13 protein-coding genes are annotated in these 16,762 nt (G+C 62.2%); 2 read left to right on the forward strand and 11 right to left on the reverse strand.

The window, feature by feature from the left end; genetic code table 11:
* Window positions 1-3 precede the first annotated feature (3 nt).
* The 4 genes from AB4Z15_RS00135 to coaE form a co-directional block, all read right to left on the reverse strand.
* Complete coding sequence (locus AB4Z15_RS00135; RefSeq protein ID WP_442015489.1) at window positions 4-1,320, reverse strand: MFS transporter; 1,317 nt, start codon at window positions 1,318-1,320, stop codon at window positions 4-6.
* Between the two features lie 29 nt (window positions 1,321-1,349).
* Window positions 1,350-2,378 carry a TerC family protein gene (locus tag AB4Z15_RS00140; protein WP_442005407.1) on the reverse strand — a complete coding sequence of 343 codons (1,029 nt, stop codon included), beginning with the start codon at window positions 2,376-2,378 and terminating at the stop codon, window positions 1,350-1,352.
* Window positions 2,379-2,544: 166 nt separating this feature from the next.
* Window positions 2,545-4,641, reverse strand: coding sequence for an excinuclease ABC subunit UvrB (gene uvrB, locus AB4Z15_RS00145; protein ID WP_442015490.1), 2,097 nt, complete (start codon window positions 4,639-4,641; stop codon window positions 2,545-2,547).
* 30 nt (window positions 4,642-4,671) lie between these two features.
* Window positions 4,672-5,913 (reverse strand): dephospho-CoA kinase, encoded by a 1,242-nt coding sequence (gene coaE / locus AB4Z15_RS00150; protein ID WP_442015491.1) that lies wholly within the window; start codon window positions 5,911-5,913, stop codon window positions 4,672-4,674.
* 22 nt (window positions 5,914-5,935) lie between these two features.
* Here coaE and AB4Z15_RS00155 point away from each other — a divergent pair, with 22 nt between their 5' ends.
* Entirely contained in the window at window positions 5,936-6,622 is a 687-nt protein-coding gene (locus tag AB4Z15_RS00155; protein WP_442015492.1) for an IMPACT family protein, read from the forward strand.
* A 142-nt stretch (window positions 6,623-6,764) separates the two neighbouring features.
* On the opposite strand, the gene rpsA is transcribed toward AB4Z15_RS00155, so the two are convergent.
* The 4 genes from rpsA to polA form a co-directional block, all read right to left on the reverse strand.
* Entirely contained in the window at window positions 6,765-8,240 is a 1,476-nt protein-coding gene (gene rpsA / locus AB4Z15_RS00160) for a 30S ribosomal protein S1 (RefSeq protein ID WP_216925808.1), read from the reverse strand.
* Between the two features lie 205 nt (window positions 8,241-8,445).
* Window positions 8,446-9,504 (reverse strand): polysaccharide deacetylase family protein, encoded by a 1,059-nt coding sequence (locus AB4Z15_RS00165; RefSeq protein WP_442015493.1) that lies wholly within the window; start codon window positions 9,502-9,504, stop codon window positions 8,446-8,448.
* Window positions 9,505-9,567: 63 nt separating this feature from the next.
* Window positions 9,568-10,908: a GNAT family N-acetyltransferase gene (locus tag AB4Z15_RS00170; RefSeq protein WP_442015494.1), complete on the reverse strand. Its 1,341-nt coding sequence runs from the start codon at window positions 10,906-10,908 to the stop codon at window positions 9,568-9,570.
* A gap of 84 nt (window positions 10,909-10,992) precedes the next feature.
* The gene (gene polA, locus AB4Z15_RS00175; protein WP_442015903.1) at window positions 10,993-13,635 is read right to left on the reverse strand and encodes a DNA polymerase I; all 2,643 of its coding nucleotides are present in this window, start codon (window positions 13,633-13,635) and stop codon (window positions 10,993-10,995) included.
* 160 nt (window positions 13,636-13,795) lie between these two features.
* On the opposite strand from polA, the gene AB4Z15_RS00180 reads away from it, so the two are divergent.
* Window positions 13,796-14,260 (forward strand): hotdog fold thioesterase, encoded by a 465-nt coding sequence (locus tag AB4Z15_RS00180; RefSeq protein WP_442005413.1) that lies wholly within the window; start codon window positions 13,796-13,798, stop codon window positions 14,258-14,260.
* An 8-nt stretch (window positions 14,261-14,268) separates the two neighbouring features.
* Here AB4Z15_RS00180 and AB4Z15_RS00185 read toward each other — a convergent pair whose 3' ends face one another.
* From AB4Z15_RS00185 to AB4Z15_RS00195, 3 genes are read right to left on the reverse strand one after another with little or no spacing between them, the layout of a single operon-like run.
* Window positions 14,269-14,814 carry a dihydrofolate reductase family protein gene (locus tag AB4Z15_RS00185; RefSeq protein WP_442015495.1) on the reverse strand — a complete coding sequence of 182 codons (546 nt, stop codon included), beginning with the start codon at window positions 14,812-14,814 and terminating at the stop codon, window positions 14,269-14,271.
* A gap of 13 nt (window positions 14,815-14,827) precedes the next feature.
* Window positions 14,828-15,757 (reverse strand): hypothetical protein, encoded by a 930-nt coding sequence (locus tag AB4Z15_RS00190; protein ID WP_442015496.1) that lies wholly within the window; start codon window positions 15,755-15,757, stop codon window positions 14,828-14,830.
* Window positions 15,754-16,743, reverse strand: a complete 990-nt coding sequence (locus tag AB4Z15_RS00195) for a hypothetical protein (RefSeq protein ID WP_442015497.1) — start codon at window positions 16,741-16,743, stop codon at window positions 15,754-15,756. The genes AB4Z15_RS00190 and AB4Z15_RS00195 overlap by 4 nt, the downstream gene beginning before the upstream one ends.
* Window positions 16,744-16,762 lie beyond the last annotated feature (19 nt).

Here is a 16,762-nt window from a genome sequence, read left to right on the forward strand (position 1 = left end):
GTCCTAGGCAGGGATTGCACGGCGCGCCCGGGCAGCGGTGGCGGCTGTCAGTGCCAGCATCACAGCGGCCAGCACTCCGGCGGCTATGTTCAGCCCTTCGTAGCCGAGCCAGGCGAGGACAAGTCCGGATGTGGCGCCGCCCGTTGCACCCGCCGCGCCCATGAGCGTATCGGAAACGCCTTGCACGGTTACCTTCTGCTCTTGGGCAACACTTTCAGCAAGGAGCGTGGACCCGGCAATGGTCGCGGCGGACCATCCAAGGCCAAGGATGATCAGGCCTATGGTCACCAATACGGGCTCTTGCTGACCGATTCCCGCGACCAGCACTGCCACCAGCAGAAGTCCGTGCCCTATGGCGATCGTTGGGATGCGGCCGGCTTTGTCCGTTAGCCAGCCCCAGAGCGGCGAGAGGGCGAACATGCCGGCGATATGCAGCGAAATTGTCAGCCCAATGACAACCAAGGCGTCTGTGCTGTCGGTTGTTCCGCCGTGATGGCCGGCATGTGAACCGCCCACCAGCTGCTGCAGGTGCAAGGGCGTCATGGACATGATCGCCACCATGACGCCGTGGGCAGCAACCACGGCTGCAAGCGCAAGGATGGCCCGGGGCGAGGAACGAACAGCTTGAAGGCCGGAGCGGATAGTGCCCCTGACAGGGAGGGTCCCCGAGCCTGCGGACTCCGAGGCCAACCGCCGCGCCAGCAGCAACGGGTCCGGCCGCAAACCGATGAAGAGCAACACCGCCGCCAGGAACAGACCTGCGGCTGAGAAGACGAAAGGACCGGCAATGGGTGGCAGGCCCAACGCGGACCCCACTGCGGCACCAGGTTGGATGAGGTTTGGACCGGCCACGGCTCCGATAGTGATCGCCCAGACGACAGTGGACAGTGACCTGCCGCGGTGCTCAGCGTGGGCGAGGTCGACGGCGGCGAACCTCGCCTGAAGGTTGGCGGCTGTACCAAGTCCGAGAAAACCGGCAGCGAGCAGGAGCAACGGGAATGATTCGGCCACCACGGAGACCATCACCAGGACTGCCCCGATCATGGCAGCCAGCAGGCCAGAAACGAGGCCCACCCGGCGTCCGCGCGCTTCCGCCAGCCGTGCCAGCGGTAGGGCAGTCAAGGCTGCCGCGAGGGTGAGGACAGTAGTGATCGATCCCGCCCACGCCTCGGACCCGGACAGATCCACGGCCAGGAGCGATCCGATGGACAATGTGGCGCCGTTGCCGACTCCGCTGAGGAGCTGGGCCGAACTGAGCAGGAAAACAGTACGGCGCTGGACCCGTTGGGGGTCCAGCGCCGTAGTAGAAGTGGTAGTCACTTCACGAGACTACAACTTTCACAGCCCGGTTACTCGGCTTCGCTCAAGCTCTTCTTCGAGTCCTCTTCCAACCGTGCGTCCAGCTTGGACTGGCGTGCCGCCGGGCTGAGCAAGCTGGCGACGACTGCTACGACGATCGTGCCGATAATGACCGCCAAAGAAACGAAGGTAGGAATCTCGGGAGCCCACTCGATGTGGTGGCCGTTGTTGATGAACGGAAGCTCGTTGACGTGCATTGCGTGCAGGACGAGCTTGACGCCAATGAAGGCAAGAATGACTGACAGGGCGTGCTTCAAGTAGATCAGGCGGCTCATCAGTCCACCCAGCAGGAAGTACAGCTGGCGCAGGCCCATGAGCGCGAAGATGTTGGCTGTGAAGACGATGAAGGCACTCTGGGTCAGGCCGAAGATCGCGGGAATGGAGTCCACCGCGAACAGGAGGTCGGTCATGCCGATGGTCACGAAGACGATCACCATCGGGGTGAAGACCTTCTTGCCGTTTACGGTGGTCCGCAGCTTGCCGCCGTCGAACTTTTCAGACATCGGAAGGACCTTGCGCAGGCGCGCAACCAAGGGGTTTTCGGCACCTTCTTCTTCGTCTTCACCGGAATCCGTGGCCTGCTTCCAAGCAGTCCACAGCAGGAAGGCGCCGAAGATGTAGAAGATCCAGCTGAACTGCTCGATGACCACCGCGCCCAGGGCAATGAAAATACCGCGGAGGACCAGTGCGATGATGATGCCCACCATCAGCACTTCCTGCTGGTATTTCCGGGGCACGGAGAAGCGGGCCATGATGATGATGAAGACGAACAGGTTGTCGATGCTCAGGCTGTATTCAGTAACCCAGCCAGCGACGAACTGGCTGCCATATTCGGGGCCAGTGAAGTAGAACATGGCACCGGCAAAGACCAGGGCCAAGGCAACGTAGAAGGCGACCCAGAGGCCGGCTTCCTTCATTGATGGTTCGTGGGGACGCTTGACCACCAGGAGGAGGTCGATGAGCAGGATGATGCCGAGGGCGACGAATGAGCCGACCTCAAACCAGATTGGAAGCTCCATTAATGCAGGCCTTTCGCAGGGTACGGGAAAGCGGTGTAAGTCTCTCCGGCCTGCCAGTGCGGTGAATGCACATTCAGCGGCCCACTAAGTCCGGCGAGGCATCTGTGCCTTGCGTGCTGACGGACATAGCGCTTGGGATACTCCCCTACGTGACCACAACCCTACCTTAGGCGTGCCCTGCGGACTGCATTTGACGCAATTCGCGCTTCAACTCCCCCACTTCGTCGCGGATTCGGGCGGCGACCTCGAACTGCAGCTCGGCAGCGGCCCCGTGCATCTGTTCCGTGAGTTGTTCGATCAGGCCAACCAGATCCTCTGCAGGAGCCGCGGCCAGCCCGTCCTTCCGGACGGTGGCTGCACCCTTGCTGCCCGAGGTACGTTTGGCTCCCTTGGCCAGCCTGTTGTTGTTCAGGAGCTCCTGGGTATCAGCATCTTCGCGGGCCAGCTGGTCCGTGATATCAGCGATTTTCTTCCGAAGCGGCTGGGGATCAACGCCGTTATCGGTGTTGTACTTGACCTGGATGGCGCGGCGACGGTTGGTTTCCTCGATGGCGTGCGCCATGGAGTCCGTGATCCTGTCCGCATACATGTGGACCTGGCCGGACACGTTTCGAGCGGCACGGCCAATCGTCTGGATAAGGGACGTGGCTGAACGCAGAAAGCCTTCCTTGTCCGCATCCAGGATGCTGACCAGCGAGACTTCAGGCAGGTCCAGGCCTTCGCGCAGGAGGTTGATGCCGACCAGGACGTCAAAGACACCCATCCGGAGCTCGCGCAGCAGCTCAACCCGGCGAAGAGTGTCGACGTCGGAGTGGAGGTACTGGACTTTGACGCCGTGGCCCAGGAGGTAGTCCGTGAGGTCTTCGGCCATCCGCTTGGTCAAAGTGGTGACCAGGACGCGTTCATCGCGTTCAGTGCGCTGGCGGATTTCGCCCAGGAGATCATCGATCTGTCCCTTGGTGGGCTTCACGATCACCTCGGGATCGATGAGTCCAGTGGGTCGGATGATCTGCTGGACAGTGCCGTCTGCCTTCCCGAGCTCGTACTTGCCGGGTGTGGCCGACAAGTACACGGTCTGCCCGATGCGTTCAAGGAACTCATCCCACTTCAAAGGCCTGTTATCCATGGCCGAGGGCAGCCGGAACCCATGGTCCACCAGCGTGCGCTTGCGGGACATGTCCCCTTCGTACATGGCGCCGATTTGCGGGACGGTGACGTGGGATTCGTCGATGACCAGGAGGAAGTCGTCAGGAAAGTAGTCCAGCAGGCAGTGCGGTGCCGTACCGCCTGCACGGCCGTCGATGTGCCGCGAGTAATTCTCGATGCCGTTGCAGAAACCCATCTGCTGCATCATTTCGAGATCGTAGGTGGTCCGCATCCGCAGCCGCTGGGCTTCCACCAGCTTGTTCTGGCTCTCCAGCACCTTCAGGCGCTCGGCGAGTTCGTCCTCGATGGCCGAGATTGCGCGGCCCATCCGCTCCGGGCCGGCAACGTAGTGGGAGGCCGGGAAGACGTACATTTCCGTTTCCTCGCGGATGACCTCGCCCGTTACCGGATGCAGCGTGTAGATGTTCTCGATTTCGTCGCCGAAAAATTCGATTCTGAGTGCGAGTTCCTCGTACATGGGAATGATCTCTACGGTGTCCCCACGGACGCGGAAGGTGCCCCTGTGGAAGTCCATGTCATTGCGCGCGTACTGCATGGAAACGAACTTGCGAAGGAGGTGGTCACGGTTCATTTCGGCGCCCTTGGTGAGCGTCACCATGCCCGCGATGTACTCTTCGGGTGTTCCCAGGCCGTAGATGCAGGAGACTGTGGCCACCACGATGACGTCTCGCCGGGTCAGCAGTGCGTTGGTTGCCGAGTGCCGAAGCCGCTCGACTTCCTCATTGACCGAGGAGTCCTTTTCGATGAACGTATCCGTCTGGGGTACGTACGCTTCGGGTTGGTAGTAGTCGTAGTACGAGACGAAGTACTCCACCGCATTGTTGGGCAGGAGTTCCCTGAACTCGTTGGCCAGCTGGGCTGCCAGCGTTTTGTTTTGAACCATGACCAGCGTGGGACGCTGCACCTGCTCAATAAGCCAGGCTGTGGTGGCGCTCTTGCCCGTACCGGTAGCGCCGAGAAGGACAACATCCTTCTCGCCGTTGTTGATGCGTTCTGTCAGTTCCGCAATTGCCGCCGGCTGGTCGCCGGCGGGTTGGTAATCGCTGACGACTTCGAAGGGCGCGACGACACGGTTGATCTCCTGGGCAAGACTCATGACACCAATCTACCCCCGCACCCCGACAGTTTATTGTTCGGAATTAAGTCCCGCTGCAACAGAAGAATACGACGGCGGTTGCCAGCCGGTGCGGCTGGCCCACTCATCCATCAGCGGCCAGGCCACATCCGTGAACCAGGGTTCTTTGGCATCGGCGTATGCAGCCGTGCCGGGGTCGCTGGCATGTTGTGCAGCAAGTTCGCGCTTGTGCCCCTCATACAGGGCAACGGCAGAAGCTTCGGCCCTCAACCAGTCACGAAACAGCAGCGCGTATCTCCAGCCGGGCGAGCCGGCAACGCGCACATGCAGGTTCGTCGGGCGTCCTGGATCCGCGTTGGCATGGAAGCGTTTCTGCCATTGGGCCGGATCCGGCTGTGACGGCTTCGGGGTGTCTGCGACGACGCCCGGAACACGCGGGTATCCGGCCGCGGCCAGATGTGGCGCAATCCGATCCGCCACCTCAAGATCGGCAACAGTCAGTTGAAGGTCTATGACGTCCTTAGCGGCCAACCCGGGCACCGAGGTAGATCCAATGTGGTCCACGGCAAGGATGTCCTCCGGTGCTGCTGCCTGGATCCGCGAGGACAGTCGGGCCGCTTGCGGGCCCCAGTCGGTTCTGGAAGCAGACAGGACTGGCCCTTCTGTTCGCCGGGCACGAACTCCCCGCCGGCAATTGTCCGCGAAAGGCAGCAGTCGACTGAACCACAAGGCATCCACTGTGGCGAGCAGTTCCTCCCGGCTGCCGGAATTTTCCAGGACGATGTCCGCTGCAGCGTTTCTTGCCTCTTGGCTGGCTTGGGCCGCCATTCGGCAACGCGCGTCCTCCAGGCTCATCCCGCGAAGGTCTACCATGCGTTGTATCCGCACGTCATTGGGAGCATCCACCACAATCACCAAATGGAAAGCACTCCCCTGCCCTGTCTCAACCAACAGGGGAATGTCCTGGACCAGAATGTCTTCATCCGCGGCTTGGGCAACGATCGCGGCTGCTGACTCCCGGACCAACGGGTGGATGATGCCGTTGAGCACTTCACGCCGTGAGGGATCCTGGAAAACTATGGCCCCAAGGGCGGGCCGGTCCAGTCTCCCCTCAGGGCCCAGGATCCCCGGTCCAAAAGCCTCTACTACGCGGGCGAGGCCCGGAGTTCCGGGCTCCACCACTTGCCTGGCAATGAGGTCAGCATCAATGAGCACGGCCCCCAACTCCTGCAGCCTGGCAGCCACCAGCGATTTTCCCGAGGCGATACCGCCCGTCAGCCCGATCTTCAACACCCCTCCACACTAGACTGAAGCGGTGGAAATTGAGGATGACAGCCGTGCAACCAGTTACACAACGCTGGCTGAAGGTCCGGATTTCCGCCACGAACTGGAGATCCGGCGTTCCCGCTTTATCACTGTTCTCCGCCGCTCGCCGGACGAAGGAACTGCACGCTCCCTGGTGGCTGCGCTGAGACGCGAGTTCCATGACGCACGGCACCACTGTTCGGCTTTCGTTGTAGGTCCGGACAGGATGATTCAACGTTCCAGTGACGACGGCGAACCGTCGGGCACGGCCGGTATTCCCATGCTGGAAGCACTGCTCAAACGTGAGACAGCACCCGGGGTGACCGACCTTAGCGACGTAAGTGTCGTCGTCGTCCGCTATTTCGGCGGAATCCTACTGGGCGCGGGCGGGCTGGTCCGTGCCTATTCCGAATCGGTATCTGCAGCTTTGGAACTGGCACCCCTGGTGCAGCGTCGACGGCTGCGGCTTTGCGACATCGACGTGCCGCACGCGGACGCCGGACGCTTGGAGAACGAACTCCGCGGATCCGGCTTTGTCATGGCCAACACCAGCTATGAAGCCAAGCACACAGTCCTCCGGGTCGCGCTGGCGGACAACAGCGACGCCTTGGCGGAGGCGCACTCCCGTGTAGCGGCCCTCACTGCAGGCACGGGCACACTGAGTCCGAAGGGAACGGAGTGGATCGATGTACCCTGAATCAACTATGCAACCCCGGGTGGGACTGGCCGACGTCGACGAGGAGATTCTTGAGAAGCCACGTAGCTTAACCAGAAGGACCCCTGCCGTATGGCAGGGGTCCTTCTTGGCTATTCAGCGCATCCCGTGAGGGGTGGCGGAATTAGTTGCCGGTCAGCTTCTCGCGCAGTGCTGCGAGAGCTTCGTCGGACGCCAGGGTGCCGGCGTTGGACTCAGCAGCAGCCGGCTCCGAGGAGTAGCTGGTGGTGCCGGAATCGCTCTCACCGGACGTTGCAGCGGCAGCGTCGTCAGCAGCGTGCTGTGCAACCTGCTTCTTGTGGGCTTCCCAACGGGTCTGGGCGTCAGCGTACTGCTGCTCCCAAGCGGCGCGCTGGGTCTCGTAGCCTTCGAGCCATTCGTTCGACTCGGGGTCGAAGCCCTCGGGGTACTTGTAGTTGCCCTCTTCGTCGTACTCAGCGGCCATACCGTACAGAGCGGGATCGAACTCGGTGCTGTCAGCGTCAACGCCCTCGTTAGCCTGCTTGAGGGAGAGGGAGATGCGGCGACGCTCGAGGTCGATGTCGATGACCTTGACGAACAGTTCGTCTCCAACGGAGACAACCTGCTCGGCGAGCTCAACGTGGCGGACAGCCAGCTCGGAGATGTGAACGAGGCCTTCGATGCCGTCTTCGACGCGAACGAACGCACCGAACGGAACGAGCTTGGTGACCTTACCCGGAACAACCTGGCCCAGGGCGTGGGTGCGGGCGAAGGTCTGCCACGGGTCTTCCTGCGTAGCCTTGAGCGACAGGGAGACACGCTCGCGGTCCAGATCCACTTCGAGGACCTCGACGGTGACTTCCTGGCCAACCTCGACAACCTCGGACGGGTGGTCGATGTGCTTCCAGGAGAGCTCGGAAACGTGAACGAGGCCGTCTACGCCGCCAAGGTCCACGAATGCACCGAAGTTGACGATGGAGGAAACAACGCCGGGACGAACCTGGCCCTTTTCCAGCTTGTTGAGGAACGTGGAGCGGACCTCGGACTGGGTCTGCTCAAGCCATGCACGGCGGGACAGCACAACGTTGTTGCGGTTCTTGTCCAGCTCGATGATCTTGGCTTCGATCTGCTGACCGATGTACGGAGCGAGGTCGCGGACACGACGCATCTCGACGAGGGATGCGGGCAGGAAGCCGCGCAGGCCGATGTCCAGGATGAGGCCACCCTTGACAACCTCGATGACGGTACCGGTAACGACGCCGTCTTCTTCCTTGACCTTCTCGATGTCGCCCCAGGCACGCTCGTACTGAGCACGCTTCTTGGAGAGGATCAGACGGCCTTCTTTGTCTTCCTTGGTGAGAACCAAAGCTTCGACCTGATCGCCAACGGCAACAACTTCGCCGGGGTCAACGTCGTGCTTGATGGAAAGCTCGCGGGAAGGGATGACACCTTCGGTCTTGTAACCGATGTCGAGCAGGACTTCGTCGCGGTCGACCTTGACGACGGTACCTTCGACGAGGTCACCGTCGTTGAAGTACTTAATGGTGGCGTCGACAGCTGCGAGGAAGTCCTCAGCGGTACCGATGTCGTTAATGGCGACTACGGGGGTACCGGGCTTCTCGGTGGAGGTGATGGTCATGTAGTAGGGGCTCCGTTGTGGATAGTTAGTCGGTCAGGCAAACCGCTGCCGCCCGGGTCCGGACGGCAGAACACGGCAAAATACCGGGTCATCCTGATTTGTGGATTAATACAAAATGGACGCATGCACGTAGTACACGCCCGTTTATTCTAGTCGTATCTGCAAAGCAGGGTCAAAAGGACTCCGGCAGGATCAGCAAAGGCGTTCATACAGGCAGGACGTCTCCGAGTCGCGCGAACGTAACCCCCCGGTCCAGCAAGCGAGGCAAAGCCCTCGCGTAACCCTCTGCAGTTCCCGCGCCCGGCCTGTTGAAGTGCGAGATGACGATGTCTCCCGCCCCTGCCTTGGCCACTTCCCCGGCGACGGTAGCCGGCGCAAAGGTGGCCCCGCCGTCGCCGTTTATCGTGAAGTTGACTGGCAGCATCCCCAGTCTGCGGGTCATGCTGGCAGCGACGTCATCGTAGAACGCCGTTCCTGGCCGGAAGAAGCGCGGGGAAACCCCGGTTAACTCATGCATGAGGGCCTGGTTGCCCATCAATTCCTCGTACACTGCCGCAGGGTTTGCCGTTCCGGCTATGCCGTAAGCGGACTTGCCATTGACTGACAAGGGCAGGTGAAGTGTGCCGTGGTTCGAGAGCTCGAACAGGGGGTCGGCGGCCAGTTCCGCGGCAAGTGACTTGTTGGCGTTAATCCAACGGCTGTTAATGAAAAGTGTGGCGGGGACGTTGAGGCTGCGAAGTGACTTGAGCAGCTTGTGGTCACAGCCGGTTCCGCCTGGGCCGCCGCAGGCATCGAACGTGAGGGCCACATGCCGGGATGCCGAATTGTTCACCACACCCGTCACGTGAAGGCCCCACTCCTGCGGCCGCAGGGATCCAAATTCTGCCAGGATCTGCGGCTTGCCTGGGATGGCGGCTGGCAATGCGGGAGCGCTCGACGGCGGCACTGGACTCTGGTCGCCTGCGTCGCCGCTGCCTCCCTCACCGCTGCCGGGCTTGGCGGCGAGGGCAGCAGCAGCTTGCTCACTGGACAGCGCGGCGATGGAGGGCGGTGGCGTCGCAGGGCCGGCCCCGGGTCCGTTTGGTGGGACAACCCCGGGCCCATTTGAGGGACTACCAGGGGCCATCTGCCCTGGTCCGGCGGCGTCCGGGAGCGCCCCTCTCCCGTTGTCCGCGCAAGCCGCCAGAGCTGCAGTTGCCAGCCCCGCCATTCCAAGCAGCACCGAACGCCGGCCGGCCAACGGCCGCCGCTTGGAATCCCCCATGGATGTCCTTGTCTATTGAGTATGTGAGTCGCTTGTAAAAGTACTTGTTTCCGGAAGTGCTTTTTAGAAGTGCGTGAGGCAGTGCGCCGGCCGTTCCACAGCAAAAAGCTGCTGGGCTGCGAACGCGGCACCGGGCTTGCCTTCGCTCATCCGCCCGGCAGCAGTGAGCGTCACTGGGGACACAGCACCAAGATAGATGGACGCGAGATCTGCGACATCCATGCGGAGATCAGGTTCTTGGCCGGATGCCTCGGTGACGGCCGCGGTAGCACCGCCGTCGGCCTCCAACGACCATGTGCCACCAGCCAGACCAAGTGTATCCGAGACTTCCATGACGAGCTTTCCGGCAACCGGATACCGTCGGGCGGCCAGCGCTGCCGGAACGTCCAGGATCCGTAGCCACAACATGTCCCGAACATCCGAGGAGTCGATGCATCTGGGATCTTGTAAGGCCCAGGTCAGCGGATCGTCCACGGGGGCCTCGGCCCACGTCACCTGGTCAATGAGATCGATGCTCCCAAGGAAGCGCCAGAGATCGAGATAGGCCGCATTGGTACCAGCAACGAGGTCCACGATTTCCATGGTGTAGGGCTTGGCATCCCAGCCCTTGAAACGATAGGAAACGTAGCCGTCCAGTGATCCGGAGGCGTTGTAGTGCAGGGCGCTTCTGACACCGGTGTCAGGCTTTCCGTCATGGCCGATCGCTCCGGAAGCCAGCAAGCGATAGTACTCTTGGCGGTCTACTGAGCCAGGAGTCGCACGCTGGACGTGGCCGAAGATCTGTGGCGCAACCTCCAGGAGCACGCGGGGGTCAGCCACCTCAACCGTTCCTGTCGCCAACCCCTTGAGGCGGAAACGAGGGCCGGTGTCGACCTTGATGCTGCGTTCAAAGGTAGCCACGCCAAAACCGAAGCGGCCGTAGATGGACCCCTCTGAGGCGGTCAGCGCTGCCATGGCGAGACCATCGTCCTTTGCGCCGGCAAGGTCAACGGTGATCATGCCCCGGAGCAGCCCTTTGCGCCGGTGCGTTCCACGGACAGTCACGTTGGTCACCAGGTTTGATTCCAGTTGTCGGCCAAACCCGATATTCAGGGATTTGCGCATGGTGCCGTACGTGGCCACCGGGACCTCGACGCCCAGAGCGTGCTCGGGAACGTCTCCGTTGATGTACACCCCGGTCAATTCACGCTGGTCTGTGCGGTAGGCCGCCAGGGTCTTGGCGATGTACTCGTCGTCACGCCTGTGCTGGTGGAAGCCGTGCGAGACTGCCTGGACCCATGCGGCACAGCGGGAGTAGGCAGGGTCCTCACGATCAGCAGTAGCAGGGAATTGTTGAAGCCTGTATTGATCGGCATATTTCTCGGCGGAGTTCGTTTCGGAATAACTTTCATTGGGATCAGCCACGCCCCCGAGCCTAGCCAGAGGCCGGAGGGCGCGCCACCATCAAGGCGGCGCGCCCTCCGGCGATCCTTTCGAACGTGCGGGCTACTAGTGGCCGGCCTCGTACCAGCTGGACCCTACGCCGAGCTGGACGTCCAACGGGACAGACAGCTCAGCAGCAGTCCCCATTTGCTCTACGACCAGTTTTTCGACGGCGTCGCGCTCTCCCGGTGCCACCTCGAGGACGAGTTCGTCGTGGACTTGGAGGAGCATCCGCGATTTCAAGCCCTGGCTCGCAAGTTCGGCTGAGACGCCCAGCATTGCCCGCTTGATGAGGTCGGCGGCGGAACCCTGGATGGGCGAATTAAGCGCAATGCGCTCGGCTGCTTCCCGGGCCTGACGATTGGTGCTGGTGAGGTCCGGGAGGTAACGGCGGCGACCTTCAATGGTGGCCGTGTAACCGTCCACCCTCGCCTGGTCCACAACGCCCCTGAGATAGTCACGCACACCGCCGAAGCGATCGAAGTAGTCCTTCATCAGCGTCCTGGCCTCATCCACCGAAATCTCCAGCTGCTTTGAGAGGCCAAACGAGGTCAGCCCGTAAGCCAGGCCGTAGGACATCGCCTTCACCTTGGAGCGCATCGCGCTGGTGACCTCGGCAGGAGGGACATTGAAGATCCGCGAGCCCACGAAGCGGTGCAGGTCCTCGCCATCCCTGTAGGCCTGGATCAGCGCCTCGTCACCGGAGAGGTGGGCCATAATGCGCATTTCAATCTGTGAGTAGTCAGCAGACAGAAGGCATTCATACCCCTCGCTGACCACGAAGATCCCGCGGACCCGGCGGCCTTCTTCACTGCGCACCGGGATATTTTGCAGGTTGGGGTTGTTTGAGGAGATCCTGCCCGTGGCGGCGATGTTCTGCGCGTAGGTGGTGTGGATGCGCCCGTCATCCGCGACGGACTTCTTGAGGGTTTCCACCATCTGGGCGAGCTTTGAGGATTCGCGGTGGGCCATGAGCTGCACCAGGAACTCGTGGCCGGTGTTTTCCAGCAAGCCCTTCAGGGATGCGGCGTCGGTGGTGTAGCCGGACTTGATCTTCTTGGTCTTGGGAAGTCCAAGTTCCTCGAACAGGACGGTCTGGAGCTGCTTGGGTGATCCCAGGTTTACCTCATGACCGATTGCCGCAAACGCCTGTTCCTGGGCGTTCTCGATCACCTTGGTGAGGTCCGCAAGCTGTTCGTCCATGCGATCCGTGGAGACATAGATACCGGTCAGTTCCATCTGCGCCAGGACGCGGGACACCGGAAGCTCCAGCGTGGTCAGCAGGGCGTCGGCTTTGATACCGGCAAGTTCCGTTTCGAAGTGCTTGCTGAGGGCATGCACGACGGCGGCCTGCTGGACGAGCGCTGCGGCCGCGGCTTGGTCGCTGCCTCCCGTGAGGTCCAGCTCCAACTGCCCGGCGGATGCGGTCAAAACGCCCAAGGAGATCTTGAGGTGGACCTGGGCGAGCTCCGGGAGGTCGTAGCTACGGCGGTCCGGCTGGATCAGGTATCCGGAAATCGACGTGTCATCCACAACGCCTTCCAGCCCCAGACCACGGTTGTGCAGGGCCTTGAGCGCGGCCTTGAACTCGTGCACCACCTTGGCTTCTTCAGGGTCCCGGAGCCAGCTGGCCAGCGCCGACTCGGCTGCGGAATCCAGCCCGCTGAGCTCGATGTAGGCAGCGCCATTGTTCCGGACCACAGCCAACGCGCTGGCATCCTCGCCGATACGGCCCTGGACAGGCTGGATGGCTATCGCGGAACGAGTGCCGGAACCGGCGTTGAAGAAGGCCTCAAGCTCAGCGGCTTCCTGGAGTATGGCAAACTCGGGGGCTTCGATGGTGTCCGGGGCAGCACCGGTGGTGTCGTCGCCGTAGAGATCGAAGAGCCGGGGGCGGAGCGTACGGAATTCCAGCTCCTCGAACAGTTCCTCGATGGCCTGTCGGTCGGGGCGCGGCTCGTGGAGGTCCTCGAGCCTGACGGGCAGTTCGAGGTCTGTCAGCAGCTGGTTCAGCCTGCGGTTCCGTTTGACGTTCTCAAGGTTCTCCTTGAGCGCTCCGCCCACCTTGCCACCGATGGCGTCAAGGTTCTCCAGGATGCCCTCCAGGCCACCGTAGAGGTTGATCCACTTGGCGGCGGTCTTTGGCCCCACGCCGGGTACGCCCGGAAGGTTGTCCGCCGATTCGCCCACCAGGGCAGCCAAGTCCGAATACAACGCGGGCTTGACGAAGTACTTCTCTTCGATGGCCGCTGCATCCAGTTTGGGGATGTTGCTCACGCCCTGCTTGGGATAGAGCACAAAGACGTTGTCGTTGATGAGCTGGAAGGAGTCCCTGTCCCCGGAGACCAGGAGGACCTCAAAGCCGGCGGCATCCGCCTGGGCAGCAAGGGTGGCCAGGATGTCATCAGCTTCGTAGCCGGGCAGAGCAATGGTCTTGATACCCCACGCCTCCATGACCCTCGCGATGAGGGCGATTTGGCCCTGGAACTCCGCCGGCGTCGCGTTACGGCCGCCCTTGTACTCGCTGTACTCGGCCTTGCGGAAGGTGGTGTCGTCAGAGACATCAAACGCGACGGCGACGTGCGTGGGCTTCTGTTCCTTGATCAGGTTGATGAGCATGGAGGTGAACCCATGCACGGCGTTGGTGTACTGGCCTCTGGCAGTAGAGAAGTTCTCAGCGGGGAGGGCGTAGAAGGCCCGGAACGCCATGGAATGGCCATCTAGGACCAGCAACCTGGGCCGGCCCTCCCCCGTGGTGCTGGACGAAGCGGTGGAAGAGGGGGTGGGTGCTGTTGCAATGGCAGCAGCTTGGGCCGTTGGAACCTGGTCCGGTTTGGTTGTTTCACTCACAGGTGCCAGCCTAGTTGGCATGATGGACAATTTCACGCCGAACCGGTTTGTCGACGAGCTGAACGAGGCAGGTGTGCCCGAAGAGTTCCATGAGTGGCTTTCCGGGCATGGCGTTGGCTCCCTTGTGGTGAAAATGGGTATTCGGTTTACCGAGCTCAGTGCCGAACGCACTGTGGCAACCATGCCTGTGGAAGGGAACACGCAAGTAGCCGGCATCCTTCACGGCGGAGCCCACGTGGTCCTGGCGGAAACCCTGGGCTCATTTGCTGCGTCGCTTCACGCCGGCAGAGGGCGGCACGCTGTGGGAATCGAAGTCGGCGCAACGCATCACCGCTCCATCGCCAGCGGAACGGTAACCGGCACGTGTACGGCGATCCACCTGGGCGGGACGTTGGCCACGCACGAGATCGTTATCACGGACGAAAAAGGCCGGAGGCTTTCAACTGCCCGGATTACCAACATGATCCGCAACAACCGTCACTGACTGAGCAGCTACTGCGGCGGCATGCGGTAATGCAGTTCAGCCGCGGCCCCGCCAAGGATGCGCGAGGAGAGCAACTCAAGTGGCGCCGTCGGGCCCTTGAGCGGCAACAGCCGCTTACCGGCGCCGAGTACAACGGGGATGATGGTGACGATCATCTCGTGGAGCAATCCGGCGTTGGCGAACTGGGCCACGAGGTCCCCGCCGCCCACCAGCCAGACGTTCTTGTCTCCGGCGTCGGCGAGGAGGTCCGGGGCGAACTCGCGGACATCCCCACGGACAAAGGTGACGTTGGAACCACTCGGAGCTGAGTATTCATGATGGGTGAATACCCAGCAAGGGGTGTCCGGGTACGGCCACTTGCCGGGCTCGTGCTCCATGAGCCAACGGTAGGTCTCGCCGCCCATCGCTATGCAACCCACACCTGCGAAGAAGGACTCATAACTGCCGCTCACGCCTTCAACCTGGTCGAATTGCAGGAGCCAGCCGAGGTCGTCGTCGGGAGAAGCAATGAAGCCGTCGACGGTGGAGGCAACGTAGTACTGGAAGATCGACATGGCCCCAGACTAGTCAGTTGGCGTTGGCGTTCCCATACTCCACGCGGACGCTGCCATCATCGCGGAGTACCACCACCCGGCCCTGGGCAAGCGTCCATCCGTCGTTCAGCAGAAAGATTCTTCCGCCGCTGACCACCAGCAGCCTCAGGCCTGTGTACCGGTACAGCGGCACGGCATCTGTACCAGCTGACTCCTCATGGACGTTGGGCGCTGTCACGGCCAACCGCTCCTTGCTGTACACCACGGCTGTTGGAAGCAGACTGGACCGTTCCTGGTAATCGATGGCTGCGCCCCGCCCAAGGGCTTGCGCGTAATCAGAGGTACCCCAGAAAAGAAGCAGGGTGACCAGGACAAACACCAGGGATCTCTCGAGCGAGCGCGGAGTGGTGGCGCGGAGTCCCCGTTGGGCCGGATCGGCGGCCCGCCGGCGCACGCTCAGTCCCCATGCCCCAACCAGCAGGCCGGCGGCGATGAGGAAAGGTGCATAGAGCAGGATCCGTTCCGGCTGGGTCACGATCGCCACCCACATCGCGGCCGCGTAGGCGAAGCCGAGAACCAGCACCACCAGGGCGGCTCTTCGCAGAAGCGTCCGGTAGCGAGCGGCGCCCAGGAGTCGGGAAACCAGCCTATCCACCATGAGCCATAACAACCCGATCACCACGAGCCAGGCCAACGGCTGGAACAGCGACTGGATACTCCGCAGGATAAAGTCCTGCACCGTGTAGCCAAACAGGCTGACGTCCAGGCCCATGGCCTTTGCCTGGGCATCCGTACGTGCCCAGCCGAAGTAGACCAACAAGGCTGTGGCGACAGTCAGGGGCGGACCAATGACGGAGAGGACGTCCAGGGTCCGCTGCCAGCGGTTGTTGACCAGGCTCCGCTCCTCGGCTTCTTGTGACGCAGCGGGCTCCTGTGAGGCAGCGGACTCCTGGGGGACGCTCATGGAGTTGCCGTTGGGGAGGCACCAAAGGAAGGAATGGTTGGCGGGCCGCTCTGCGTGGGTCCATCACTTGGCCGGGTTCCAGGCGTTCCACCCGGGCCCGTGCTGGTGGGCGTGGAGTCTTCATAGAAGAACGTCACCGTTCCACTGATGTCCACGGTGTCCGTGATGGAAATGCGGACGGAGTCGCGGCCGTCGGACGGCGGCATCCTCAGGTACAGGGTTTCGTAATCGCCTCCTCCGGCAACTATTTCGGGAGAGGCCGGGACGCCGTCGAACAAGATGTCCCCAACCCTCACGTAATAGCCATCCAGCCTGACGATCGTTCCGCCTGATCGGGGGCCGGAGGCACGTGCTGTGCCGGCCACTGGCCTCAGGTCGTTGTCTACCACCGTGAGGCCGCTCAAGTGCCGAGGGCAAGCTTCACCCGGGGCGGTCTGAGGCTTTAGTGGAACTCCCGGGTTGCTGCGGTGTTGGGCGATCGCAGAGGCTGACGTTGCGGCCACCGTGAACTCAAGACACTGGGTCTGCGGTATGCGCGGTGTTGCTGCAACGGCGTTCGAAGCCCGCTGCCAGTCCTGCTGGGCACCGCTTTGAAGTGCCTTGCAGACAGCGGCGCCGGCCTGCCACACGGCAGCATCTTCCGCACCTTCCAGGCTCTGGGCGAGGGCATCGCATTGGAATTGCTGCAGCAGGAGATACCGCTGACCCGAGGTGGGATCGTTGGGGCCCACCGGTCCAATGGGTACCCAGCGCACCACGGGCGCTTCTGCTTGTGGTGCTCCAGGTCCGGCCGGACCAGCGGGCTGCCCGGCAGTGGGATCGACGGCGGTGGGAACCGCTGGTGCTGTTGCGGTGGTGGCGGGAGATGCCGGATTGGGAGAAGGACTACTTGGTGAGCCAACGTTGGGAACGCAGGCAGAAAGTGCCAGCATCAGGACCGGAACCAGCGCCAGTCCGATGAGATGGCTTCGGGAATGGCACTTCATGACAGCCCCACATCTGCCG

This window comes from Paenarthrobacter sp. 2TAF44, assembly GCF_052114885.1.
In the GTDB taxonomy this organism is placed as follows: domain Bacteria; phylum Actinomycetota; class Actinomycetes; order Actinomycetales; family Micrococcaceae; genus Arthrobacter.

Bases quoted from the DNA above. Each gene is read 5' to 3' on its own strand.
- polA (WP_442015903.1), bottom strand. From the start codon at position 13,635: ATGGCGTTCCGGGCCTTCTACGCCCTCCCCGCTGAGAACTTCTCTACT.
- AB4Z15_RS00140 (WP_442005407.1), bottom strand. From the start codon at position 2,378: ATGGAGCTTCCAATCTGGTTTGAGGTCGGCTCATTCGTCGCCCTCGGC.
- AB4Z15_RS00185 (WP_442015495.1), bottom strand. From the start codon at position 14,814: ATGTCGATCTTCCAGTACTACGTTGCCTCCACCGTCGACGGCTTCATT.
- AB4Z15_RS00190 (WP_442015496.1), bottom strand. From the start codon at position 15,757: ATGAGCGTCCCCCAGGAGTCCGCTGCCTCACAGGAGCCCGCTGCGTCA.
- AB4Z15_RS00180 (WP_442005413.1), top strand. From the start codon at position 13,796: ATGATGGACAATTTCACGCCGAACCGGTTTGTCGACGAGCTGAACGAG.
- rpsA (WP_216925808.1), bottom strand. From the start codon at position 8,240: ATGACCATCACCTCCACCGAGAAGCCCGGTACCCCCGTAGTCGCCATT.
- AB4Z15_RS00195 (WP_442015497.1), bottom strand. From the start codon at position 16,743: ATGAAGTGCCATTCCCGAAGCCATCTCATCGGACTGGCGCTGGTTCCG.
- uvrB (WP_442015490.1), bottom strand. From the start codon at position 4,641: ATGAGTCTTGCCCAGGAGATCAACCGTGTCGTCGCGCCCTTCGAAGTC.
- AB4Z15_RS00165 (WP_442015493.1), bottom strand. From the start codon at position 9,504: ATGGGGGATTCCAAGCGGCGGCCGTTGGCCGGCCGGCGTTCGGTGCTG.